21 protein-coding genes are annotated in these 23,287 nt (G+C 65.8%); 11 read left to right on the top strand and 10 right to left on the bottom strand.

Annotation, left to right across the window (positions count from 1 at the left end; genetic code table 11):
- Nucleotides 1-5 precede the first annotated feature (5 nt).
- The 6 genes from UNPA324_RS19335 (at nucleotide 6) to UNPA324_RS19310 (ending at nucleotide 5,451) form a co-directional block, all read left to right on the top strand.
- The gene (locus UNPA324_RS19335) at nucleotides 6-905 is read left to right on the top strand and encodes an ABC transporter permease (protein ID WP_141935448.1); all 900 of its coding nucleotides are present in this window, start codon (nucleotides 6-8) and stop codon (nucleotides 903-905) included.
- Between the two features lie 88 nt (nucleotides 906-993).
- Nucleotides 994-2,733 (top strand): dipeptide ABC transporter ATP-binding protein, encoded by a 1,740-nt coding sequence (locus UNPA324_RS19330; RefSeq protein WP_141935446.1) that lies wholly within the window; start codon nucleotides 994-996, stop codon nucleotides 2,731-2,733.
- A gap of 20 nt (nucleotides 2,734-2,753) precedes the next feature.
- Nucleotides 2,754-2,933, top strand: a complete 180-nt coding sequence (locus tag UNPA324_RS19325) for a DUF4089 domain-containing protein (protein ID WP_164718544.1) — start codon at nucleotides 2,754-2,756, stop codon at nucleotides 2,931-2,933.
- Nucleotides 2,934-2,940: 7 nt separating this feature from the next.
- Nucleotides 2,941-4,335 (top strand): AtzE family amidohydrolase, encoded by a 1,395-nt coding sequence (locus UNPA324_RS19320; protein WP_164936683.1) that lies wholly within the window; start codon nucleotides 2,941-2,943, stop codon nucleotides 4,333-4,335.
- Between the two features lies 1 nt (nucleotide 4,336).
- Entirely contained in the window at nucleotides 4,337-4,732 is a 396-nt protein-coding gene (gene hpxZ, locus UNPA324_RS19315) for an oxalurate catabolism protein HpxZ (protein ID WP_141935444.1), read from the top strand.
- A complete protein-coding gene (locus tag UNPA324_RS19310; protein ID WP_128922895.1) occupies nucleotides 4,729-5,451 on the top strand; it encodes a GntR family transcriptional regulator in 723 nt (240 codons plus the stop codon). Before hpxZ ends, UNPA324_RS19310 begins: the two co-directional genes overlap by 4 nt.
- A 110-nt stretch (nucleotides 5,452-5,561) precedes the next feature.
- On the opposite strand, the gene atzF is transcribed toward UNPA324_RS19310, so the two are convergent.
- Entirely contained in the window at nucleotides 5,562-7,370 is a 1,809-nt protein-coding gene (atzF, locus tag UNPA324_RS19305) for an allophanate hydrolase (RefSeq protein WP_141935442.1), read from the bottom strand.
- A 197-nt stretch (nucleotides 7,371-7,567) separates the two neighbouring features.
- Nucleotides 7,568-8,062 (bottom strand): MarR family winged helix-turn-helix transcriptional regulator, encoded by a 495-nt coding sequence (locus UNPA324_RS19300; RefSeq protein ID WP_164936684.1) that lies wholly within the window; start codon nucleotides 8,060-8,062, stop codon nucleotides 7,568-7,570.
- Nucleotides 8,063-8,212: 150 nt separating this feature from the next.
- On the opposite strand from UNPA324_RS19300, the gene UNPA324_RS19295 reads away from it, so the two are divergent.
- A complete protein-coding gene (locus tag UNPA324_RS19295; RefSeq protein ID WP_181769443.1) occupies nucleotides 8,213-10,069 on the top strand; it encodes a feruloyl-CoA synthase in 1,857 nt (618 codons plus the stop codon).
- A gap of 402 nt (nucleotides 10,070-10,471) precedes the next feature.
- Here UNPA324_RS19295 and UNPA324_RS19290 read toward each other — a convergent pair whose 3' ends face one another.
- The gene (locus tag UNPA324_RS19290) at nucleotides 10,472-10,975 is read right to left on the bottom strand and encodes a MarR family winged helix-turn-helix transcriptional regulator (protein WP_141935440.1); all 504 of its coding nucleotides are present in this window, start codon (nucleotides 10,973-10,975) and stop codon (nucleotides 10,472-10,474) included.
- 83 nt (nucleotides 10,976-11,058) lie between these two features.
- Between UNPA324_RS19290 and UNPA324_RS19285 the strand changes: the two genes are divergently transcribed.
- From UNPA324_RS19285 to UNPA324_RS19275, 3 genes are read left to right on the top strand one after another with little or no spacing between them, the layout of a single operon-like run.
- Nucleotides 11,059-12,279, top strand: coding sequence for a cytochrome P450 (locus UNPA324_RS19285; RefSeq protein WP_141935438.1), 1,221 nt, complete (start codon nucleotides 11,059-11,061; stop codon nucleotides 12,277-12,279).
- Between the two features lie 11 nt (nucleotides 12,280-12,290).
- A complete protein-coding gene (locus UNPA324_RS19280) occupies nucleotides 12,291-12,614 on the top strand; it encodes a 2Fe-2S iron-sulfur cluster-binding protein (RefSeq protein ID WP_141935437.1) in 324 nt (107 codons plus the stop codon).
- A gap of 58 nt (nucleotides 12,615-12,672) precedes the next feature.
- A complete protein-coding gene (locus UNPA324_RS19275) occupies nucleotides 12,673-13,884 on the top strand; it encodes an ABC transporter substrate-binding protein (protein WP_141935435.1) in 1,212 nt (403 codons plus the stop codon).
- 129 nt (nucleotides 13,885-14,013) lie between these two features.
- Here the strand turns inward: UNPA324_RS19275 and UNPA324_RS19270 are convergent, their stop codons facing one another.
- Nucleotides 14,014-15,276 (bottom strand): NAD(P)/FAD-dependent oxidoreductase, encoded by a 1,263-nt coding sequence (locus UNPA324_RS19270; RefSeq protein WP_141935432.1) that lies wholly within the window; start codon nucleotides 15,274-15,276, stop codon nucleotides 14,014-14,016.
- Between the two features lie 298 nt (nucleotides 15,277-15,574).
- Between UNPA324_RS19270 and UNPA324_RS19265 the strand changes: the two genes are divergently transcribed.
- Nucleotides 15,575-16,747: an ABC transporter substrate-binding protein gene (locus tag UNPA324_RS19265; protein ID WP_128922903.1), complete on the top strand. Its 1,173-nt coding sequence runs from the start codon at nucleotides 15,575-15,577 to the stop codon at nucleotides 16,745-16,747.
- Between the two features lie 112 nt (nucleotides 16,748-16,859).
- On the opposite strand, the gene UNPA324_RS19260 is transcribed toward UNPA324_RS19265, so the two are convergent.
- Genes UNPA324_RS19260 through UNPA324_RS19235 form a run of 6 tightly spaced genes read right to left on the bottom strand, consistent with a single transcriptional unit; the run spans nucleotide 16,860 to nucleotide 23,143 of the window.
- A complete protein-coding gene (locus tag UNPA324_RS19260; RefSeq protein WP_141935430.1) occupies nucleotides 16,860-18,731 on the bottom strand; it encodes a bifunctional sugar phosphate isomerase/epimerase/4-hydroxyphenylpyruvate dioxygenase family protein in 1,872 nt (623 codons plus the stop codon).
- Entirely contained in the window at nucleotides 18,728-19,786 is a 1,059-nt protein-coding gene (locus UNPA324_RS19255) for a Gfo/Idh/MocA family protein (RefSeq protein WP_141935428.1), read from the bottom strand. Before UNPA324_RS19255 ends, UNPA324_RS19260 begins: the two co-directional genes overlap by 4 nt.
- Complete coding sequence (locus UNPA324_RS19250; protein WP_141935426.1) at nucleotides 19,783-20,520, bottom strand: ABC transporter ATP-binding protein; 738 nt, start codon at nucleotides 20,518-20,520, stop codon at nucleotides 19,783-19,785. Before UNPA324_RS19250 ends, UNPA324_RS19255 begins: the two co-directional genes overlap by 4 nt.
- A gap of 12 nt (nucleotides 20,521-20,532) precedes the next feature.
- Complete coding sequence (locus UNPA324_RS19245; RefSeq protein ID WP_141935424.1) at nucleotides 20,533-21,276, bottom strand: ABC transporter ATP-binding protein; 744 nt, start codon at nucleotides 21,274-21,276, stop codon at nucleotides 20,533-20,535.
- Nucleotides 21,273-22,271 carry a branched-chain amino acid ABC transporter permease gene (locus UNPA324_RS19240; RefSeq protein ID WP_128922908.1) on the bottom strand — a complete coding sequence of 333 codons (999 nt, stop codon included), beginning with the start codon at nucleotides 22,269-22,271 and terminating at the stop codon, nucleotides 21,273-21,275. Before UNPA324_RS19240 ends, UNPA324_RS19245 begins: the two co-directional genes overlap by 4 nt.
- Complete coding sequence (locus UNPA324_RS19235; RefSeq protein WP_141935422.1) at nucleotides 22,268-23,143, bottom strand: branched-chain amino acid ABC transporter permease; 876 nt, start codon at nucleotides 23,141-23,143, stop codon at nucleotides 22,268-22,270. Before UNPA324_RS19235 ends, UNPA324_RS19240 begins: the two co-directional genes overlap by 4 nt.
- Nucleotides 23,144-23,287: the final 144 nt, after the last annotated feature.

The raw sequence follows: 23,287 nt of genomic DNA, 5'->3' as shown, positions 1-23,287 counted from the left end.
ACTGCATGAGCTCCGTTGCGCCTGCTGTTGAACCTGTCGGCCCGGCCCGCACCTCGGGACTATCGGCGATCCTCGAACAGACCCGCTATGTCCTCAGCGAGAACAAGGTCACCGGCTTTGCCTTCGCATTGCTGGTCCTGATCCTCGCCGCCGCGATCTTCGGCCCCTATGTCGTGCCCTATGATCCGCTTGCCTCCGACACCGCCGCGGCGTTGAAGCCGCCGTCGGCGGCACACTGGTTCGGCACCGACCAGCTCGGCCGCGACATCTTCAGCCGGGTCGTCGTGGCGACTCGGCTCGACACCTTCATCGCGGTCGCCTCCGTCGCGCTGGTGTTCCTGATGGGCGGCCTCGCCGGCATCGCGGCCGGCTATTTCGGCGGCTGGACCGACCGCATCGTCGGCCGCATCGCCGACACCATCATGGCCTTCCCGCTGTTCGTGCTCGCCATGGGCATCGTCGCCGCGCTCGGCAACAGTGTGCAGAACATCATCCTGGCGACCGCCATCGTGAACTTCCCGCTCTATGCCCGCGTCGCGCGCGCTGAGGCCAATGTCCGCCGCAATGCCGGCTTCGTGCAGGCCGCGCGGCTCTCCGGCAACGGCGAATTCCGCATCCTGCTGGTGCACATCCTGCCGAACATCATGCCGATCATGATCGTGCAGATGTCGCTGACCATGGGCTACGCCATCCTCAATGCCGCGGGCCTGTCCTTCATCGGCCTCGGCGTCCGTCCGCCTACGGCCGAATGGGGCATCATGGTCGCCGAAGGCGCCGGCTTCATGGTCTCAGGCGAATGGTGGATCGCGCTCTTCCCGGGCCTCGCGCTGATGATCGCCGTGTTCTGCTTCAATCTCCTCGGCGACGGCCTGCGCGACATCGTCGACCCTCAGCGGAGGACGTGATGGCAAATTTTCGGCCGAGATTCCCCAATGAATCCAACGCCATTCTACTGTGCATGGGGTTGTTTTCGCGCTTTTTCGGCAGGCCCGCATGACCGCCCAGCCGCTGCTCGACGTCCAGGACCTCACCGTCGAATTCACCACCCGCCGCGGCATCGTCAAGGCCGTGCAGCACGTCAACATCTCCGTCGCCAAGGGCGAGACGCTGGCCATCGTCGGCGAGTCCGGCTCCGGCAAGTCGGTGACGTCCTATGCGGTGATGCGCATCCTCGATCGTGCGGGCCGCATCGCCGAAGGCTCGGTGATGTTCTCCGGCATCGACGTCAAGGCGGCGAGCGAAGACCAGTTGCGCGATCTGCGCGGCCGCGAAGTCTCGATGATTTTCCAGAACCCGCGTGCGGCACTGAATCCGATCCGGAAAGTCGGTGATCAGATCGAGGACGTGCTGCGCACCCATGTGCAGCAGGCCCAGGTTAGAGATCACGGCGAGAAGGCGATCGAGGCGCTGGAGCAGGTCAAGATCGCCCGACCGCGCGAGCGCTACCACGCCTATCCGTTCGAGCTTTCGGGAGGCATGTGCCAGCGCGTCGTCATCGCGCTCGCGCTCGCCTGCAATCCGCAGCTTCTGATCGCGGACGAGCCGACCACCGGCCTCGACGTCACCACCCAGAAGGCGGTGATGGACCTGATCGTCGAGCTGACCAGGCGCCGCGCGATGTCGACCATTCTGATCACGCACGACCTCGGCTTGGCTGCTGCCTATTGCGACCGCGTCGTGGTGATGGAGAAGGGCCGCGTGGTCGAGACAGCCAAGGCTGCCGACATTTTTGCCAACCCGCAGCATCCCTACACCAAGAAGCTGATGCGCGCGACGCCGCGGCTTGGTGTGTCGTTGCGAGACTTGCTGCCGGAGGAAGAATCTGCGGCGGCCTCCTTCGCCTCTCCCCGCGTGCGGGGAGAGGCCGACACGCGCAGCACCGCGAGTGGTGAGAGCCAGCCCCTCCTGCTCGTCGACAAGCTCGTGAAAGAATATCCCCGCCAGGGCGCCACCGCGGTGCTCGGAAAGCTGTTCGGCCGCAAGCCGCCCGTCGAGCCTGAAATGTTCCGCGCCGTCGACGGTATCAGCTTCGCCATCGGCCATGGCGAGAGCGTCGGGCTGGTCGGCGAATCCGGCTGCGGCAAATCGACGACGTCGATGATGGTGATGCGGCTTTTGGACCAGAGCTCCGGCCTGATCCGGTTCGACGGCGAGGATATCGGCGGCATCGCTCCCGCTTCTTTCGCCCGCCTGCCGCAGCGCAGCCGCATCCAGATGGTGTTCCAGGATCCGACCGACAGCCTCAATCCGCGCTTCACCGCCGCGCGCGCCATTGCGGACCCGCTTCTGCAGCTCGGCGATATCAGGGGACGCGACGCGCTCCGCGCGCGCTGCGAGGAGCTCGCCACCATGGTCGGCCTGCCGCACAATCTGCTCGACCGCTTCCCGCATCAATTGTCCGGCGGGCAGAAGGCCCGCGTCGGCATCGCCCGCGCCATCGCGCTGCATCCAAAGCTCGTCATCCTCGACGAGCCGACGGCGGCGCTCGACGTCTCGGTTCAGGCGGTCGTGTTGAACCTGCTTCAGGACCTCAAGGCGCGGCTAGGTATGAGCTATCTGTTCGTCTCGCATGATTTGAATGTGGTGCGCTTGTTGTGCGATCGTGTCATTGTGATGCGGACGGGTCGAATCGTCGAGGAAGGCTCTTCCGAGCAGGTCTTGCGCGATCCGCGGGACGACTACACCAAGGAGCTGCTGACGGCGATCCCGCATCCGCCGTTGCCGGTGCATTGAGAGATTGTTTGGGACGCGTGATGGCCGAACCGCTGGACGATTATATCGACGCCGTATCGAAAGCGCTGGCGCTGCCGGTGGAAGAGGCCTGGAGGCCTGCGGTGCGCGCCAACCTCGAAGTCTCGCTGCGGCTTGGCCGCATGGTCGACGAATTCGCGCTGCCGGACGAGACCGAGCCGGCGCCGATTTTCACCGCTTGATGTTGCCATGACCAGCAAGCCAGAGATGACGGCCGCAGGAATAGCGAGCGCGGTCGCGGCCCGCAAAATGTCCGCGCTAGATGCCACGGAAGCAGCGCTGGCGCGCATCAAGCAGCACGATGGCATCCTCAATTCCTTCACCGACGTCACTGCCGATCGCGCCCGCGCCAAGGCGCGCGCCATCGATGCCGACATTGCCGCCGGCAAGCCGATCGGCCCGCTCGCCGGTGTCCCCTTCGCGGTGAAAAACCTGTTCGACGTCGCCGGGCTGCCAACGCGCGCAGGTTCGAAGATCAACCGCGACCTCGCACCGGCCAAACGTGACGCCACGCTGATCGAGCGGATGGAGGCGGCCGGCGCCGTGCTGGTCGGCGCGCTCAACATGGGCGAATACGCCTACGACTTCACCGGCGAGAACGTCCATGACGGTCCCTCGCGCAATCCGCACGACACCACGCGGATGACCGGCGGCTCTTCCGGCGGCTCGGGCAGCGCCGTCGGCGGCGCGCTGGTGCCGATCGCGCTCGGCTCGGACACCAATGGCTCGATCCGCGTGCCGTCCTCGTTCTGCGGCATCTTTGGCCTGAAGCCGACCTATGGCCGGCTGTCGCGGGCGCGCTCGTTCCCGTTCGTCGCGAGCCTCGACCATCTCGGCCCGTTCGCACGCTCGGCCACCGATCTCGCGCTCGCCTATGACGCGATGCAGGGCCCGGACGCGGAGGACAGCGCCTGCACCACGCGCGGGCTGGAGCCGACGCTGCCGCTGCTCGCCAATCCGGTGTCGGACCTGCGCATTGCGGTTGCCGGGGGATACTTCCAGAAGAACGTGTTTCCGGAAGCCGTCGAAGCGGTCAGCCGCGTCGCCAAGGCGCTTGGTGCCACTGACGTGATCGATATCCCCGAAGCCGCGCGCGCCCGCGCGGCGGCCTATGTTATCACCACCACCGAAGGCGCCTCGTTGCATCTCGATCGCCTGCGCAAGCGCCCGAACGATTTCGATCCGGCGGTGCGCGACCGCTTGATCGCAGGCGCCATGGTGCCGGCGCCGCTGGCCGACCGCGCCCAGAAATTCCGCCGCTGGTATCGCGCTCAGCTCGCGGAGATATTCAAGTCAGTCGACGTGCTGCTCGCGCCGGCAACGCCTTGCACCGCACCGAAGCTCGGCCAGGTGAATTTCAATCTCGACGGCGTCGAGCTGCCGGTGCGCGCCAATATCGGTATCCACACCCAGCCGATCTCGTTCATCGGCCTGCCGGTGGTGGCAGTCCCGGTGCCGCTCGAGCCGCTGCCGATCGGCGTGCAGATCATCGCTGCGCCCTGGCGCGAGGACATTGCGCTCCGCGTTGCGTATGCGTTGGAAAAGATGGGCGTCGTCGCTGCGCCGTCGCCGAGAGGAATTTGAGATGGAGATCGATCTCCCCGAGGTGATCGCGGACGTCAAAGCCGCGTTCGATCGTTATGAGCAGGCCCTCGTCAGCAACGACGTTGCCGTGCTCGGTGAGCTCTTTCGCAAGGATCCCCGTACGCTGCGCTATGGCATCGGCGAGAACCTCTACGGCTATGAGGCGATAAGCGGATTCCGCGCCGCGCGCTCGCCGGTCGGCCTCAACCGCCGCACCGCCAAGACGGTCATCACCAGCTATGGCCGCGATACGGCCGTCGCCTCCACTCTTTTCTATCGCGACACGGCGCCGGGCAAAGTCGGCCGGCAGATGCAGACCTGGATCCGCTTTCCCGAGGGTTGGCGCGTCGTCGCTGCCCATGTCAGCGTCATCGACGAGCCGAAAGAGACCGCATGACGCTTGACGATCTTCCGCAGGGAGCATTGCCGACCGAACCGGTGGTGCCGCGCGTCGACCGGGCGCAGCGGAGCGTGCATAAGGTCACGCGCGCCGAGGAACTGCGCCTGCAGCTCGCCGACGAGATCGTGCGCGGCGCCCTGGCCCCCGGCGCACCGCTGGACGAGACCGACGTCGCGCGCCGCTTCAACGTCTCGCGGACGCCGGTGCGCGAGGCGCTGCGTCAGCTCGTGGCAAGCGGCCTCGTCGAAGCGCGTGCCCATCGCGGCGCGGTGGTGGCGCAGCCCTCGATCGAGCGTCTCAAGAGCATGTTCGAGGCGATGGCGGAGCTGGAGGCGCTGTGCGCCGGCCTTGCTGCCGAGCGCATGTCCGCGGCCGAGCGCCACGGCCTGGAAGCCATCCACGAGGAGCTGCGGGTGCTGAGCTACACCGGCAATCCCGATCGCTTTCACGAGGTCAACGAACGCTTCCACAACGCGATCTACGCGGGCTCGCAGAACGGCTACATCGCCGAGATCACGCTCGCGACCCGCGTCCGCGTGCAGCCGTTCCGTCGCGCCCAGTTCCGCAATCTCGGACGCCTCGCCAAATCGCAAGCCGAGCACGACCGCGTCGTCGTCGCCATCATGCGCGGCGACAAGCAGGGCGCGGCCGCCGCGATGCGCGCGCATATCGAGCTGGTGCGCGGAGAGTACGAGATCTACGCGGTGTCGGTGTAGGGCGGGTTGTTGCTACACACTCGCTGTCGTCCCCGCGATCGGCGCTTCGCTTTGGACAACGCGATGCGTTGTCCAAAGCTGCGCTTGTCCGGGACGACAGCGGAGCGGAATCACTCCTTCGCCGCTTCCGCCATGAACTTCCGCCAACCGCCGTAGCTGGTGATGTCCCGGGCATCGCCGAGCACTTCGGGCTCGACCAAAAACCCCTTCACCGAGCGGCCGTCCGCAAGCCGCACCGTGCCGATCACCATCGGCGATGGAATCGCGTTGACGAACTTGCCGAAGGCGGATGGCGACAGCGACCAGATCTCCAGCTCGATCGACGCGCCCTTGCCGGCTGCGACACGCAGCAGGCCGGGCTTCGTCGGCGTGGTCTTGAGCGCGTAGAGCTTGTAATCGGGCGCAGTCCTGGTCGCCTCGATCAGCTTAGCGTCCAGCGCTTTCAATTCGCCGTTCAGCACCATGCCGGACAGATGCGCACCGACGACCGCGATCGGAATGTCGTCGCCACCGCTTGCCGGCAGCGGCGGGAGCAGAGCTTGAGCCGCGCCCTTCGCGCCGAGACCGAGCTTCGTATCCGCTTGGAAGACGCGGCCAATGCTCGCGAGCAGCGCGTCATGTCCCGCGGGGGCGAGCAGCGTGATGCCGAACGGAATGCCGTCGGCGCGCATCGAGGCCGGCACGGCGAGGCCGCAGAGGTCGAGCAGGTTGACGAAATTGGTGTAGGTCCCGAGCCGGCTGTTGAGCTCGATCGGGTTGGCGAGCACCTGCGCGGTCGTATAGGCGGTCGGCGCCGTCGGCAGCACCAGCGCGTCGATATCGGCAAAGGTGCGCTCGGCGATCTTGCGAAGGCCCTGCAGGCGGTACAGTGCCGCAAAGGTCTCGGCCGCCGTGAGCCGCGCGCCCGCCGCCGTGATCTCGCGCGTCACCGGATGGATCGCGTCAGGCGCGGAGGCGAGCAGATCCTTGATCACGAGGTAGCGCTCGGCGACCCACGGGCCCTCATAGAGCAGTCGCGCCGTCTCGTAGAACGGCTCGAGGTCGAACTCGACCAGCGTCGCGCCAAGCGCGGTCCAGCGCTTCAGCGCATCGGCGTAGGCGGTTTCCGATTTCTTGTCGCCGAAGAAGATCAGTTGTCCGTTGCGCGGCACGCCGAGGCGGAGATTTGCGGGGAATTGTGTGAGCGGGCCCGGCGGCCGGTCGCGTGAGAACGGATCGGCCGGGTCCGGGCCTGCCATCACGGAGAGGGCAAGCGCAGCATCATCCACTGTCAGCGCGAATACCGAGATGCAGTCGAGCGTGCGGCAGGCCGGCACGAGGCCCGCATTCGAGATCATGCCGAGGCTCGGTTTCAGCCCGACGATGTTGTTGAGCATCGCCGGCACGCGGCCCGACCCGGCGGTGTCGGTGCCGAGCGACAGCGGAACGAGGCCGGCGCCGACGGCGACTGCGGAGCCCGAGCTCGATCCGCCGGGGATGAGATCGTCACGGACCGAATTCTTGGGAATGCCGTAGGGCGAGCGTACGCCGACGAGGCCGGTCGCGAACTGGTCGAGATTGGTCTTGCCGATGACGATGGCGCCGGCGGCACGCAGGCGAGCCACCGCGGTCGAGTCGCGCGTCGGCGTAGTGGAGAAGGCCGGGCAGGCCGCGGTGGTCGCAAAGCCCAGCGCGTCGATATTGTCCTTCACCGCGACCGGCACGCCGTAGAGAGGCAGGTCGGCGGCATCCGCGCGCGCGGCAAGCTTCGCGGCCTCCGCGACCGCATCCGTCTCGTCGCGCAGGCTGATGAAGATGGCGGGATCGTCGTGGTCGCGGATGCGCTGATAGGTCCGCGCGACCGTCTCCGCCGGCGTCAGCGTGCCCGCGCGATGCGCGGCCACGATCGCGGCGATCGTTTCTGGCTGCTCAGCCCCCATGGCGACAAAACTCCGGCAATCTGTCCCTACCCGCGAGGGAAGCAAGCGATGTGCCATTGTGTACAATATCAGGGCGGTACGATCGCTCTGGAAGACTATCGTGTAATCAGTGGCTTAGGAGGTATTTCGACAAGCTCGTCGGCGGCGACACCGTCGCCCTGCGACAAGGTATCCGCCCAAATCGTAGGCAGCCGAGATCAGGTGAAGCCGGCGAGGATCCGGAGCAGTTGCGCCCGGTTTTCCTTGCCGATCTTCTCTTCGACGTGCCGCTCGTGCTCGGCCGCGAGCCGCTTGAATTTTGCCAGCGCCGTCTCGCCCTGCGTGGTCAGGTGGAGCGCATGAGAGCGCCGGTCCACCTTCGACTTGACCCGCTTGACGTAGTTACGCTGCTCGAGGCTGTCGAGCAGATGCACCAGCCGGGCGCGCTCGATGCCGAGGCGCTTTGCCACCGCCATCTGCGACAGGCCCGGATTGGCGCCGATCAGCGTCAGCACCGAATATTGCGTCGGCCGGATGTCGACCGCGCCAAGCGTCTTGATGAAGTCCTGGAAGATCCAGATCTGGAAGCGCCGCACCGCATAGCCGGCGTGCCCGACCAGCGCATCGAGGCCGATCTCGTCGGCGACATCGTGAGGCGCCGCGCCGTTGCCGGCGCGCTTGCGTGGGGCAGTCTGGGTTGCGCTGGCTGTCACATCGTGTCTCCCGCCCGGCAACCTTAGCGCCTCGCAGGTCCCGGCGAAAGATTGTTGTTGACGACAACAATTGTCATGCCCAACATTATGGCCAAAGCAGCCCGGACGAGGCTGCGGCCGGTCCCGGATCCGGCCGGAGGGAGGACACACATGACAGTCGCCCCACGCGGTGACGTTGCGGGCCTGTTCGCAAGCCCGCGGACCGTCGCAGAGCATCGCCCCGACGGCAGCATCGTGCTGCGCTCGCTCGATCCGTTGCGGGATGGCGCGCGCTGCGTCGGCGACTGGCTGGAGCATTTTGCGCGGCAGACGCCGGATGCGATCTTCCTCGCCGAGCGCGGCAATGTCGATGCGCCCTGGACCAATGTCACCTATGCGCAGGCGCTGCGCCAGGTGCGTGCGGCGGCGTCCTGGATTCTGGCGCAGGGCCTCAGCGCGGAGCGCCCGCTCGCGATCCTCTCCGACAACAGCATCGATCACGCGTTGCTCGCGCTTGCCGCCCAGCATGTCGGCGTGCCCTCCGCCGCGATCTCGCCGGCCTATTCGCTGATGTCGAGGGATTTCGAGAAGCTCAAGAGCATGATCACGCTGCTCGAGCCGGGCGCGATTTACGTCTCTGGGACCAAACCCTTCGCGGCCGCGCTGGCCGCCATCGCGCCGCTGCACAATGCGCAGATCATCAGCGGCAATGCCGACGATGCCGACGCGCTCGCCTTCCGCACCGTCGCGGCAACGCCCGAGACACGCGACGTCGCAACGGCGTTTGCGGCGGTGACGCCGGACACGATCGCAAAATTCCTGTTCACGTCAGGCTCGACCGGCACGCCGAAAGCCGTCATCAACACCCAGCGCATGCTGACCTCGAGCCAACAGGCCAAGGCGCAGACCTGGACCTTTCTCGAACAGACGCGTGGTGATCTCGTCATTCTCGACTGGCTGCCCTGGAGCCACACCTTTGGTGCCAACCACAATTTCAATCTCGTGCTCCGCAACGGCGGCTCGCTCTATATCGACGGCGGCAAGCCCGCGCCCGGCCTGTTCGCGACGTCGCTGGCCAATTTGAAAAGCGTGATGCCGACGGTCTATTTCAACGTGCCGCGCGGCTTCGACATGCTGATCGCGGCGCTGCGCGGCGACGAGGAGCTGCGCCGCCGCTTCTTCAGCGAGGTGAAATTTGCCTTCTATGCCGGCGCCGCGCTGCCGCAAAATCTCTGGGATGCTATCGAGGAACTCTCGATCAAGACGGTCGGCCGCGCGCTGCCTATGGTTTCGGCCTGGGGCTCGACGGAAACTTCGCCGCTTGCGACCGACTGCCATTTCCTCGCCGAGCGCTCCGGCAATATCGGCGTGCCGATTCCCGGCACCGAATTGAAGCTCGTCACCTCAGGCGACAAGCTGGAGGTGCGCGTGCGCGGCCCCAACGTCACGCCGGGTTATTGGAAGGCGCCGGAGCTGACCCGGCAGGCGTTCGACGATGAGGGCTTTTACCTGATCGGCGATGCCGTCAAGCTTGCTGATCGTGCGCGGCCGGAGCGCGGCCTGTTCTTCGATGGCCGTGTCGCCGAGGATTTCAAGCTCAACTCCGGCACCTGGGTCAATGTCGGCACGCTGCGCGTTGCCGGCATCGCCGCGCTTTCGCCGCTGGCGCAGGACATCGTGGTCGCAGGCCACGGTGGTGACGAGGTGCGGTTTCTGGTGTTCCCGAACATCGCGGCCTGCCGCGCCCATGCCAGTTTACCCGACACGGCTGAGGTGAACGAGGTGCTCGCCCATGACATGGTCAGGAGTGCCATCGCGCAGGGCCTCGGAAAGCTGAAACAGCAGGGCCCCAACTCCTCCGGCCACGCCACCCGCGCGCTGCTGCTCGCCGAGCCGCCGTCGGTCGACGGCGGCGAGATCACCGACAAGGGCTACATCAACCAGCGCGCCGTGCTGACGCGGCGTGCCGATGCCGTGACGCGGCTGAACGACGATGCGTCGGGCGCGTGGATCGGTTGCGCCGGCTGATATGCTGTAGCTCCGCATAATCCTTTCATGCCCCGGACGCAGCGCAGCACTCCCGGCGATGCGAAGCATCGTCCGGTGTGCTGCGCTGCAGAGCCGGGGCCCATCTATCTCAGTGCACCGCGGCGACATGGGTCCCGGCTCTGCGCAGCAGCGTTTCAAGCTGCAGCGCGTCCGGGACACGAGATCCGGGCCGACGAACCAAGTCAGCTCCTGCCGCAATATATTTCTGATTATTTTGTTGCCTAAGCAACTAATTTATGCGAACCGTTCCAGGGAGCGATGACGGCAGGAAAACTGCCGCGTCTGATCCTGGAGGAAACGATGCTCGGCCCGCATGGTGCCGTCGGCAAACGCCGGCGCATGCCTGGATACGACGGAAGGTGGCGCTTGAAGCGCGACCCGTCAGGGCTCGATGCCAGTGACCGCGCCGAGATTCTCGTGCAGCCGGCGGAGCAGATCGATCAGCATCTCGCGCTCGTCCTTGTTCAGGCACGACAGCAGCCGTCGTTCGCGCTCGAGCGCCGCCACGATCACCTTGTCATGCGTGGCGCGGCCCTTTGCCGTCAGCGCGATCGAATGGGTGCGGCCGTCGTTCGGGTCGGTGCGGATCGAGATCAGGCCGCGCTTCTCGAGGCCGGCCAGCGTCCGGCTCACGGGCCCCTTGTCGAAGCCGATGACGTGGCAGATGCGCGAGGCCGGAATGCCCGGCTCGATCGCCAGCAGCGACATGATCCGCCATTCCGTGACGTTGACGCCGAATTCCCGCTGATAGAACGCGGTCGCGCTGTTGGAGAGCTTGTTGGCGATGAAGGTGACGAACGCCGGGACGTAACGGTCGAGATCGAGCGTCGGTCCCGCCTCAACGGGCGCAGGCTTTTGGCGGGATCTGGTCGAAGGCGCAGGCATGTCGGGGTTCTGACTCGCGGTGGGCCTAAAGACCTAATGGCATGCGCCGCTCTTTCACAAGATCAAAATGAGGGAGGTCTCCCATGACCGCATCCGGCACCCCGGCATCGACGGGCCCTGCTTCCATCCCGCATCTCGACGTCGATCCTTTCGACATGACGTTTTTTGCCGATCCTTATCCCGCACATCAGCTGCTGCGGGAGGCCGGACCGGTGGTCTATCTCGACAAGTGGAACGTTTATGGCGTGGCGCGCTATGCCGAGGTTCATGCGGTGTTGAACGATCCCGCCACCTTCTGCTCCAGCCGCGGTGTCGGCCTGTCCGACTTCAAGAAGGAGACGCCGTGGCGGCCGCCGAGCCTGATCCTCGAAGCCGACCCGCCCGCGCACACCCGCACCCGCGCCGTGCTGTCGAAAGTGCTGTCGCCGACCGCGATGAAGCAGGTGCGCGACCGCTTTGCCGCCGCGGCGGAGCAGCGGGTGGACGCGCTGATCGAAATGCGCAGCTTCGACGCGATCGCCGATCTTGCGGAAGCCTATCCGCTCTCGATCTTTCCGGATGCGCTGGGCCTGAAGCCGGAGGGGCGCGAGCATCTGATTCCCTACGCCAGCGTCGTGTTCAACGCATTCGGCCCGCCGAATGAGCTGCGCCAGGAGGCGATCGCGCGCTCGGCGCCGCACCGGGCCTATGTTGCCGAGCAGTGCCAGCGCGACAATCTGGCGCCCGGCGGCTTCGGTGCCTGCATTCATGCCCGCGTCGACGACGGCGAGATCACGGCCACCGAGGCGCCGCTGCTGGTGCGCTCGCTGCTGTCGGCCGGCCTCGACACCACCGTCAACGGCATCGGTGCCGCCGTCTATTGCCTGGCGCGCTTCCCCGACCAGTGGCAGCGCCTGCGCGACGACCTGACGTTGGCGCGCAACGCCTTCGAGGAGGCGGTGCGGTTCGAGAGCCCGGTGCAGACCTTCTTCCGCACCACGACGCGCGACGTCGAGCTCTCAGGCGCCAGGATCGGCGAGGGCGAGAAAGTGCTGATGTTCCTGGCCGCCGCCAATCGCGATCCCAGGCGCTGGGACAAGCCCGACAGCTACGACGTCACCCGCCGGACCTCCGGCCATGTCGGCTTCGGCTCGGGCATCCACATGTGCGTCGGCCAGCTCGTCGCCCGCCTCGAGGGCGAGGTGATTCTGACCGCGCTGGCGCGCCGTGTCGCGAAAATCGAGATCACGGGCGAGCCGAAACGCCGCTTCAACAACACGCTGCGCGGGCTCGACAGCCTGCCTGTGACGATCACCCCGGCCTGACGAGGAGCTTCATGCCCGCCATCACCTTCATCCATCCGGACGGCAAGTCCGATTGCATCGAGACCGCGAGCGGCGAGAGCGCCATGCAGGCGGCGACCCGTCACGGCCTCGACGGCATTCTGGCTGAATGCGGCGGCAACGCCATGTGCGCGACCTGTCACGTCTATGTCGATGAAAGCTGGCTCGCGCGCCTGCCTGCTATGGCCGATGACGAGGACGCGCTGCTCGACGGCACCGCGAGCGAACGGCGGCCGGCGAGCCGGTTGTCCTGCCAGATCAAGGTCACGCCCGAGCTCGACGGGCTCATCGTGAGACTGCCGGAACGGCAGGTCTGATTTTTCAACCGCTCCCGGCAACGACCGGCGCGGCAACGCATCAACAGGGGAGGGAACCATGAAGCATTTGAAGTGCGCGCTTGTGCTGGCCGCAAGCCTGATATCCGGCGCGTCAAGCGCCGAGATCTCGGACAATGTCGTGCGAATCGGCGTGCTCAACGACATCTCCGGCATCTTCCAGGACACCAACGGCATGGGCTCGGTGGAAGCCGCGCGCATGGCGGCGGAGGATTTCAACGGCGGGGGCAAGAACATCAAGGTCGAGATCGTCTATGCCGACCACCAGAACAAGGCCGACGTGGGTTCGGCGATCGCGCGAAAGTGGCTCGACGTCGAAGGCGTCGATGCCATCGTCGACGTGCCGAACTCGGCGGTGGGTCTTTCCATCAATACGCTGTTGCGCGACAGCCGCATGACCTTCCTGGCGTCCTCGACCGCAAGCTCCGATCTCACCGGCAAGGCCTGCTCCCCCAACACCATCCAATGGGTCAACGACACCTGGGCCACGGGAAACACCACCGCGGCGGCCATGGTCTCGCGCGGCGGCAAGGACTGGTACTTCCTCACGGTCGATTTCGCGCTCGGCAAGGGCATCGAATCGGAGGCGCAGAAATACATCGAGGCTCATGGCGGCAAGGTGATTGGCTCGTCCAAACATCCGCTCGGCACCTCCGATTTCGCCTCCTTCCTGCTGCAGGCGCAAAGTTCGAAGGCGCAGGTGATCGGCCTTGCCAATGCCGGCGGCGACACCATCAACGCCGTGAAGCAGGCCGCCGAGTTCGGCATCCAGCAGAACGGACAGAGGCTCGTCGCCTTCCTGCTCTTCATCAACGACGTCCACGGCATGGGCATCAAGGTCGCGCAGGGCCTGCAGCTGATGGAAGCCTTCTACTGGGACATGAACGATGACACGCGCGCGTTCGCCAAGCGCTTCGCTGCGCGGCCCGGCATGAACGGCAAGATGCCGAGCGGCAACCAGGCCGGCGTCTATGCCTCGACGCTGGCCTATCTCAATGCCATCGCCGCCACCGGCAGCGACAATGCCAAGGACGTCGTGCCCGAGATGAAGAAGTTCAAGGGCAAGGACAGGCTGTTCGGCGACACCACGATCCGGCAGGACGGCCGCGTCGTACATCCGATGTACCTGTTCGAGGTGAAGAAGCCGGAGGAGTCGAAATATCCGTACGACTATTACGAGCTGGTCTCGACCATTCCCGCGGACCAGGCCTTCCGCCCGCTGGCGGAGGGCGGGTGTGAGCTGGTGAAGTAAGTCTCGTGCCCCGGACGCGGTGCAGCGCGAAGCGATGCGCCGCAGAGCCGGGGCCCATAGCTGCTGGGTCCCGGCTTTGCGCCGCGTCATTTCATGCCGCGCCGCGTCCGGGACACAAGAGGAGCGTCCCTACACCACCTTGCTTGACCCCTGCGTGATCAGCCGCGCTGCGCGCTGATCGCGCGCGTAGATCCAGAGCCAGCTCAGCGCGACGCTGAGGCGGTGGCGGAGGCCGATCAGGAAGTAGATGTGGGCGATGCCCCAGATCCACCACGCGATTGTGCCGCGCAGCTTGACCTTGCCGAAGTCGATCACCGCCAGGCGCTTGCCGATCTGGGCGAGGCTGCCGGCGTGCTTGTAGCGGAACGGGCCGGTCGCAGCGCCGCCTAGCCGCGCTCTGATGGTCTCGGCGACGTGACGGCCTTGCTGCTTCGCCGCCGGCGCGATGCCGGGCACCGGCTTGCCGTCCCAGGCATTGATGCTGACAGTGTCGCCGATTGCAAAGATCTCGGGATGGCCGGGAATGGTGAGGTCGGCCTCGACCTGCACGCGGCCGGCGCGATCGGCTGGTGCGCCCAGCCATTCGGCGGCGGGCGAGGCGCGCACGCCGGCGGCCCAGATCCGTGTCTTGGCCTCGAGCAGCTTGCCGCCGAACACGACGCCCTCGCGATTGATCTCGGTAACGGCCTGCCCGAGCACGACTTCGACGCCGATCTTCTCCAGCGACGCCCGCGCGTAGGCCGAGAGATCGTCGGCGAAGCCCGCGAGCACGCGCGGCCCCGCTTCGATCAGCACGACGCGCGCTTTCGTCGTGTCGATGTTGCGGAAATCGCCGGGCAGCGTGTGGTGCGCCATTTCGGCGATGGTGCCGGCGAGCTCGACGCCGGTCGGCCCGGCGCCGACGATGACGAAGGTCAGCCGCGCCGCGCGCCTCGCTGGATCGGTCTCGCGCTCGGCGCGCTCGAACGCCACCAGGATGTGGCGGCGCAGCGTGGTCGCATCCTCCAGCGTCTTCAGGCCCGGCGCCCATTGCTCCCACTCGTCGTGGCCGAAATAGGCGTGCCGCGCGCCGGTCGCCAGCACCAGCGTGTCGTAGGGCACCTCGCTGCCGTCGTCGATCAGCACGCAGCGCCTTTCGGCATCGACGCCGCTCACGGTCGCGAACAGCGTCGTCACTTCACGGCGGTCGCGCATGAGATGGCGGATCGGCCAGGCGATCTCGCTCGTCGCGAGCGATGCGGTCGCGACCTGGTAGAGCAGCGGCTGAAACAGATGATGATTGCGGCGGTCGATCAGGGTGATCTCGACCGGGGCGCCCGCGAGCCGGTAGGTCGCCTCCAGCCCGCCGAAGCCGGCGCCGACGATGACGACGCGATGGAGATGTGCGGCCATGATACGCCCTCGAATCTTGCTGCTGCTTCTTCCTCATTTAAGTGCGGATCGGGTGTCGCGGTCCAATAGCCGTCATCAATCGCGGCATAGGCTGGACGTATCGATCCGGCGCGAAAAGCACCGCAGTCTTGGTCGAACTAAGTAGAATTATATTTCTTGCCATCCGCGATGGGGGCGAAATATGGTGCAGGGGCAGGTGCTGAGCCATTGGCGGCTCGACAGATTTTGCGTTCAATAGAGAAGGCCCGGGGCGGCGATCACCCCGCTCGCGGGCTCAATCATAAGGAGGGGAGTGATTATGAGGACGGCATTCTGGCTGGCGGGCGCAGCGGCGCTGGTGCTGGCGAGCCCGGCTTTCGCCGGCGACACCATCAAGATCGGCTTCGTTTCGACCTTCAGCGGACCGACCGCTGTGATCGGCAACGACATGCGCAATTCCTTCGAGCTCGCGCTGGATCACATGGGCCGCAAGATGGACGGCAAGCCGGTCGAGGTCATCTACGAGGACGACGGCCAGAAGCCCGATGTCGGCAAGCAGAAGACCGAGAAGCTGGTGCAGTCGGACAAGGTCGATTTCATCGTCGGCTATATCTGGTCGAACGTGCTCCTGGCTTCGCTGAAGACGGCCGTCGATTCGCAGACGTTCCTGATCTCGGCCAATGCCGGCCCGTCGCAGCTCGCCGGCGAGCTCTGCTCGCCTTACGTGTTCTCGACCTCCTGGCAGAACGACCAGACGCCCGCCGCCATGGGCCTCTACATGAACCAGAAGGGCGTCAAGAGCGTGTTCCTGATCGGCCCCAACTACGCGGCCGGCAAGGACATGCTCGCGGGCGTGAAGAGCACGTTCAAGGGTGAGGTCAAGGGCGAGGAGTACACGGTCTGGCCGAGCCAGCTCGATTTCTCCGCCGAGCTCTCCAAGGCGCGCGCGTCGGGCGCCGAGTCGATCTTCGTGTTCTATCCGGGCGCTGCCGGCGTGCAATTCCTCAACCAATATGCGCAGGCCGGCCTGAAGAGCACGATGCCGCTCTACACCGCCTTCACCGTCGACGAGCTGTCGCTGCCGCTGCAGAAGGAGAACGCGCTCGGGGTGCCCGGCGCACAGGAATGGGTCAACGACCTGCCCAACGAGCAGAACAAGCGCTTCGTCGCCGACTACCGCAAGAAGTACACCGGGCTGCGCCCGACCTATTACGGCGCGCAAGCCTATGACGCCGCCCAGCTCATCAACAGCGCGGTGGTCGCGGTGAAGGGTGACACCAGCAAGAAGGACGCGATGAAGGCCGAGATGGAGAAGGCCAACTTCAAGTCGCTGCGCGGCGCGTTCAAATACGGCAACAACCACATCCCGGTGCAGAGCTTCTATCTCCAGGACGTCGTCAAGGACGCCGAAGGCCAGCTCGCGTTGAAGACGGTGGCGACCATCGTGGAGAACGACCAGGATCGTTTCCACGACAAGTGCAAGATGAAGTGAGGCTTTGCCGTTCCCTCTCCTCGCAAGCGGGGAGAGGGGCTCTCCTAGCTATCTCCTCCGTCATTGCGAGCGCCGCGAGGGCTCCTCGCAATGACGGCGCGTAGAGCGTCTCCTACACCCGCGGCATGCTGGGGGGGCGCACCTCGCGGGCTTGCGCGGCGAGCCTGATGCCGGCGTTGGCTGCGCCAAAGCCTTGATAGGTCCTGCGCTCGACGATCTCGAAGAAGAAGCGCTCGTCGAAGATGTGGGTGTAGACCTGGAAGAACTCGCCGTCGCCCTCGCGGTCGTAGAGGATGTGGTTGGCGCGCAGCTGCGCCATCAGCTCGGGCGCGAGGTCGTATTTGGCTTCGATGTCATCGTAGTAATTGGCGGGGATGTCGAGAAAATCCGCGCCGCGCCTGCGCATGTCTGCGACCGTCGCAAAGATGTCCCGGCACGCGAACGCGACATGCTGCACGCCTGAGCCGAAAAACTCCGAGATGAAGCGCGCCGGCAGCGTGCGGTTGGCGGAGGAGCCGTTGAGCACGAAGCGCAGGCTCTGGTCGGCGTTGACGATGGCCTGGCTCTGCACGAGGCCTCTGGGATCGGCGATCTCCATTTGCGGCAGCCGCTTGAGGTCGAGGATGCCGGTGTAGAACAATAGCCAGGACAGCATCTCGTCATAAGGCATCGACTGCGCGATGTGATCGACCGCGAGCAGCGCGTCTGCGTGCGCCTTGCTCGGGACAGGCTCGAAATCGGTGTCCCAGTTCTTGCCGGCCTGATCCAGGAAATAGAGCAGGCTACCGCCGACGCCGTGGATCGCCGGGATCTCCAGCTCGCCCGGTCCGACCGGCTGGTAGAAGGTGCGCGCCTTCAGCATCTCGGCGCGCTGCATGGCAAGACCGGCATTGTCGACATCGAGCGCGATGGCGCAGACGCCGGGGCCGTGGGTGACGTAGTGAGAATGGGCAAAGCCGTCGGTCTCGCTGTTGATGACGAGCTCGACCTTGCCTTGCGACCAGCGTTCCACCGCCTTGCTGCGATGCGCGCCGGTCTTGCGGAAGCCGAGTTGGGAAAACAGGCGGGCGAGGTCGCCGGCTTTGCTCTCGTTGACGGCAAACTCGACGAAGCCGATGCCGCGGCTCTTTGCCTTCGGCGCCAGCGGCTCGGCGGCGAATCTCGGCCAATCCGGCGCGAGCTGGTCCTCCAGCAGGATCAGCGAGCGCAGGCCGTCGAGCGCGGTCTGCGCGGCCGAGCCGGCACGGAACTGGTCGTTGAAGATCTCCAGCGACAGCGGCCCGGCATAGCCGGTCGCCGCGACCGCCGTCATGAACTCGCCGACCGGCAGATCGCCCTGGCCGGGGAAGGAGCGGAAGTGCCGGCTCCAGGAGAGAATGTCGAGCTCGAGCTTCGGCGCGTCCGCAAGCTGCACCAGAAAGATCTTGTCGCCGGGGATCGAGGCCATCGCGCGGGTTGGAAAGCCCGGCGCCAGCGCGTGAAAGCTGTCCAGGATGACGCCGATCGCCGGGTGATCGGCGCGGCGCACGATCTCCCAGGCATCGCGGTAGTCGTTGACATGGCGGCCCCAGGCCAGTGCCTCGTAGCCGACGCGCAAAGACCGCTTGGCGGCGCGTTCGCCCAGCTCGCGAAAATCGTCGGCGGCGCGGTCGATGCCGCCGAGCGAGGCGGGCGAGACGTTGGAGCAGATCAGCAGGAGATCAGTGCCGAGCTCTTGCATCAAATCGAACTTCCGCTCGGCGCGGGCGAAATTGCGCGACCGCTGCGGTTCCGGCATCCCTTCGAAGTCGCGGAACGGCTGGAACGCGCAGATCGTCAGGTTGAGATCGCCGCAGAGCTTTGCGATGTCGCGCGGGCCTGCGCCGAACGACAGCAAATCATTCTCGAAGATCTCGACCGCGTCGAAGCCGGCAGCGGCGATGGCGCGGAGCTTTTCGTCGAGGGTGCCGGAGAGGGAGACCGTGGCGATCGAGCGCTTGTTCATGCGGCCTGCTCCATGATTCGCCCCGGTGAGATTGTCTGGCCCGTGCGCGCGGCCTCGCTGACGGCTTCGACGACGGCGAGCGTCCCCATCGCGTCCTCGGCCGTGATTAACGGCTGCTCCTGGCCCGCGATGACCGCGCAGAAATGCCGGAGCTGCTCGACCAGCGGATCGAATGCAGGCGGTGCAATCGTTTCGCGCGACAGCGGCGTGTACCAGCCGGGCTGCTGTGCGTAGGACCACAGCTCCATATTCGGCACCGACAGCGATCCCCCGGTGCCGGAGAAGATGTAGCAGGGCTGATCCTGTCTCGGATAAGCAGAGTTCTCGCCGGAAGAGAGCTCCCAGCTCCACGGCGCCGGTGTCGCATCCGAAACGGTCACGGTGCCGAGCGCGCCACCCGCAAAGCGCAGCAGCAGCGCCGCGGTGTCTTCGACCGCGAAGCCGCGCACCTTGTTCGACGTCAGCGCCTGCACCTCGGCGATCTCGCCGCAGATGAAGCGGAGATTGTCGATGTCATGGATCAGGTTGATCAGCAGCGGCCCGCCGCCCTGCTCGCGGCGCCATGTCACCTCGAAGTAGTCATCGGGCTTCTTCAGCAGCCACAGCCCGACCACGGCAGTGAGCCGGCCGAGCCTGCCGTTCGCCACCGTCTCGCGCGCAGCCTTGATGATCGGATTGTGCCGGCGGTGATGGCCGATCAGCATCGGCACGCCGGTTCGCCTGATCGCCGCGCAAAGGCGCTGCGCAGTCGCCACCGTCTCCGTCACCGGTTTCTCGATCAGCGCCGGCACGCCCGCCGTCGCGCAATCGAGTGCCATCGGCAGATGCAGCGTGTTGGGCGAGGCGATGATCAGGCCATCGGGTTTTTCCTGCGCCAGCAGCGCGCGATGATCCGCATAGCAGGGCGTGCTTTGGGCCTGCGCGTAGTCCCTGGCGGCAGGCGAGGGATCGGCGATGCCGGCGAGCTCGCACTCCTTTGAGGCTGCGATCAGCTCGATATGGCGGCGGCCGATCAGGCCGGCGCCCGCAACAGCGATGCGCATTCGCGCACTCATGCCGCACTCTCCTCCATGGCGCCGCCGAGAAAGAGCTGGCCGATGCGTGGATCGTTCAAAATGCGCTTGGCGTCGTCGACCATGCGGGTCTGGCCAAGCTCGAGCACGATTCCGATGTCGGAGATCTCCAGCGCCGAGCGTGCGTTCTGCTCGATCATCAGGATGGTGACGCCGCGGTCGCGCAAGCTCTTCAGGATGTCGAAGGTCTGCTGCACCATCAGCGGCGACAGGCCGATCGAGGGCTCGTCGATCAGCACCAGCTTGGGTTCGAGCAGCAGCGAGCGAGCGATCTCGAGCTGCTTCTGCTCGCCGCCCGAGAGCGTCGAGGCCTGCTGTGTCGACTTCCGCCGCAGCGCCGGGAACAGGTCGAGCGCCGCCTCGATCCGCTTCGGCAAGTCGAGGCCCTTCTCGGCCGCGACGCCGCCGAGCTCGATATTGTGGCGCACGGACAGCTCGGGGAAGATGTTGCGGCCCTGCGGCACGTAGCAGATGCCGGCGTTGAGCAGCGCCCGCTGACTCAAATTCGTGACGTCGCGGCCGGCAAAGCTGATCTTGCCCTCGCGCAGCCTGAGCAGGCCGAAGATCGCCTTGAACACGGTCGACTTGCCGGCGCCGTTCGGGCCGATGATCGTCGTGATCGTGGCCTGAGGCACGGCAAAGGTGGTGCCGTTCAAGATCGTCATCTTGCCGTAGCCGCCGACGAGATTGTGAACCGAGAGGATCGGGTCGCTCATGGCTCGCTCTCCCTAATGTCCGAGATAGGCTTCGATCACGGCGGGGTTCTTGCGCACTTCGTCCGGCCGTCCCATCGCCAGTACCTTGCCTTCCGCCATCACCATCACGCGCGAGCACAGCGACATCACGAATTCCATGTTGTGCTCGATCACGACGAAGGTGGCGTTCTTCTCGCGGTTGATCGCGACCAGGCGGTCCTTGAGGTCCGCCAGCATTGACGGGTTGACGCCGCCGGCGGGCTCGTCGAGCAGCACGAGGCGCGGGCCGCCCATGAAGGCCATGGCGGCATCGAGCAGCTTCTGCTGGCCGTAGGACAATCCGCCGGCGGGCTCATCGGCGAGATGATCGAGCTTGAAGAAGCCGATCATCTGGTTGGCGGCCTCGGTCAGTCCGGCATCGGAGCGGCCGACCAGGCGCGAGGCCATATTGCCTTGGTGCTCCTGGCCCGCGAGGATCAGGTTCTCGCGCACCGAGAGTTTTGGAAACACCTGCAACAGCTGGAAGGTGCGGCTGACGCCGAGCTTGTTGAGCTCGGCGGGGCGGAGGCCCGTGACAAGCTTGCCGTCGAGCTTGACCTCGCCGCCCGACGGCGTGAGCTGGCCGAGGATGCAGTTGAACAGGGTCGACTTGCCGCAGCCGTTCGGACCGATCAGGCCGAGGATCTCGCCCTCGCGCACGTCGAAGGAGACGCCGTCGACGGCGCTGATGCCGCCAAAATTCTTCTTGATCTCGGAGACTTCCAGGACCGCGCTCATTGCACCGTCTCCAGGCGCGACTTTGCGACGGCGCGCAAGGCGGACGCCGCCTTGGTGCGGCGCTCGGCGAGATAGCGATCGAGGATTCCGAGGATGCCGGTCGGCGACCAGATCAGCAGCAGCATCACCGCAATGGCATAGAGCATCAGATAATACCCTTCCGTGAATCGCAGCCATTCCGGCAGCAGCACCGCGATCATTGCGCCCAGGAACGGGCCGAAATAGAAGCCCGCGCCGCCGACGATCACCATCATCAGCAGGTCGAGCGAGAGCGACAGGTTGAAGGGAACAGGGTCGATATATTGGGTCAACGGCGCATAGAGCGCGCCGGCGATGCCGCCGAGCGCCGAGCCGATCGCGAACGCCATCAGCGTGTAGCGCCGCGTGTCGATGCCGAGCGATTGCGCGCGCAGCGGATTTTCGCGAAGCGCCATGAAGGCGCGGCCCCAGGGCGACCGGATCAGCCACCACACGGCAAGCGATACGATCGCGAGCGAGCCGAGGCAGACATAGTAGAAGGGGAGCGGCTTGTTGGTCGCGATGCCGAAAATATGCGGCCGCGGGATGTTGGAGATGCCGTAGATGCCACCGGTGAGCCAGCTCTCGTTGCGGAACACCAGGAAGGCGAGGGTGGAGAAGGCCAGCGTGACGAAGGCGAGGTAATGGTGCTGCACGCGTAGCGCAGGATAGCCGAGCACCCAGCCGACCGCGAAGCTCAAGGCGATCGCGACCAGGATCGCCGCCGGCAGTGGCCAGCCATGGGTGGTCATGATCGCCGCCGCATAAGCGCCGATGCCGACGAACGCGCCCTGCGCCAGCGAGACCTGGCCGGCATAGCCGAGTGTGAGGTTGAGGCCCATCGCGGCGATGCTCATCACCGCCCACTGGCTGAGGATGAACAGGCCGTAGCGGTTGAAGTTCATGGGAACAATGATCAACGCGGCGATGACGGCAAGGCCGAGCGCGATCTTCAAGGGTTTGCCAAAGCTGCTCATACCGTCCGCTCCTCGGCGCGGCCGAGCAAGCCCTGCGGCCGGAACAGGATGACGACAATCAGGAAGATCATCGGCACGGCGGCGCGGTATTGCGTCGAGACATAGGCGGCGGCGAGATTGTCGAGCACGCCGATCAAGAGGCCACCGGCGATCGCGCCGCGCACCTGGTTGAAGCCGCCGACGATGGCGGCGATGAAGGCGGCCTGGCCCAGCACCTCGCCGGACGAGAATTTTGCAAGGTAGATCGGCGTGATCAAGAGCGAAGCCAGCGCGACCAGGAAGGCGTTGATCAGGAACGTCAGCAGGATCATCCGCTCGACGGGCACGCCGATGATGCGCGCCACCGTCGGGTTTTGGGCAGCCGCCTGCATCTGGTGGCCGAGCGAGGTGCGGTTGAGGAGCGTAGTCAGGCCGAACACCGCAAGAATGGCGACGATGAGCACGCCGATGCTTTGCAGCGAGACGGCGTGGCCGAGGATGAAGATGTCACCGGTCGGCACGATCGACGGGAAGGGCGAGGCCTCGGCGCTGAAGAACTGCTTCACGGCTTCCTTGAGGCCGATCGCGAGCGCCATGGTCGCGATCGCCAGCGGCAGCACGCCATGGCGCATCATCGGATCGACCAGCAGCATCTTGAAAGCGAGCCCGAGCAGGATCATCGAGAGCAGGATGCCGAGGATGATCGCGAGCCAGAACGGCGCGCCGGCATGCATCGCCGCCAGCATCAGGAACGCCGGCAGCATCACGAACTCGCCTTGCGCGAAATTGATGGTCTGCGAAGTCTGCCACAGCAGCGTGAAGCCGACCGCGACCAGCGCATAGATCGCGCCGGTGGCAAGCCCCGCGACCAGAAGATCGAATAGGTTGGACATGGGTTCTCTTTGATCGTTAGAGCCCGAGTGAATGCGACGCGGATTCAGCTCTATCACCCCCTCTCCCCGCTCTTCGCGGGGAGAGGGTGGGGCGAGGGGTTCTTTCCGCGAACACAGTGACTGTTGAATTCGCGGAGGCGGCCC

Source organism: Bradyrhizobium sp. UNPA324 (genome assembly GCF_006658635.1).
GTDB lineage: Bacteria > Pseudomonadota > Alphaproteobacteria > Rhizobiales > Xanthobacteraceae > Bradyrhizobium > Bradyrhizobium nanningense.
Note: the sequence above shows the minus strand (reverse complement) of the source record. Positions and strands in the feature narration are given on the sequence as shown.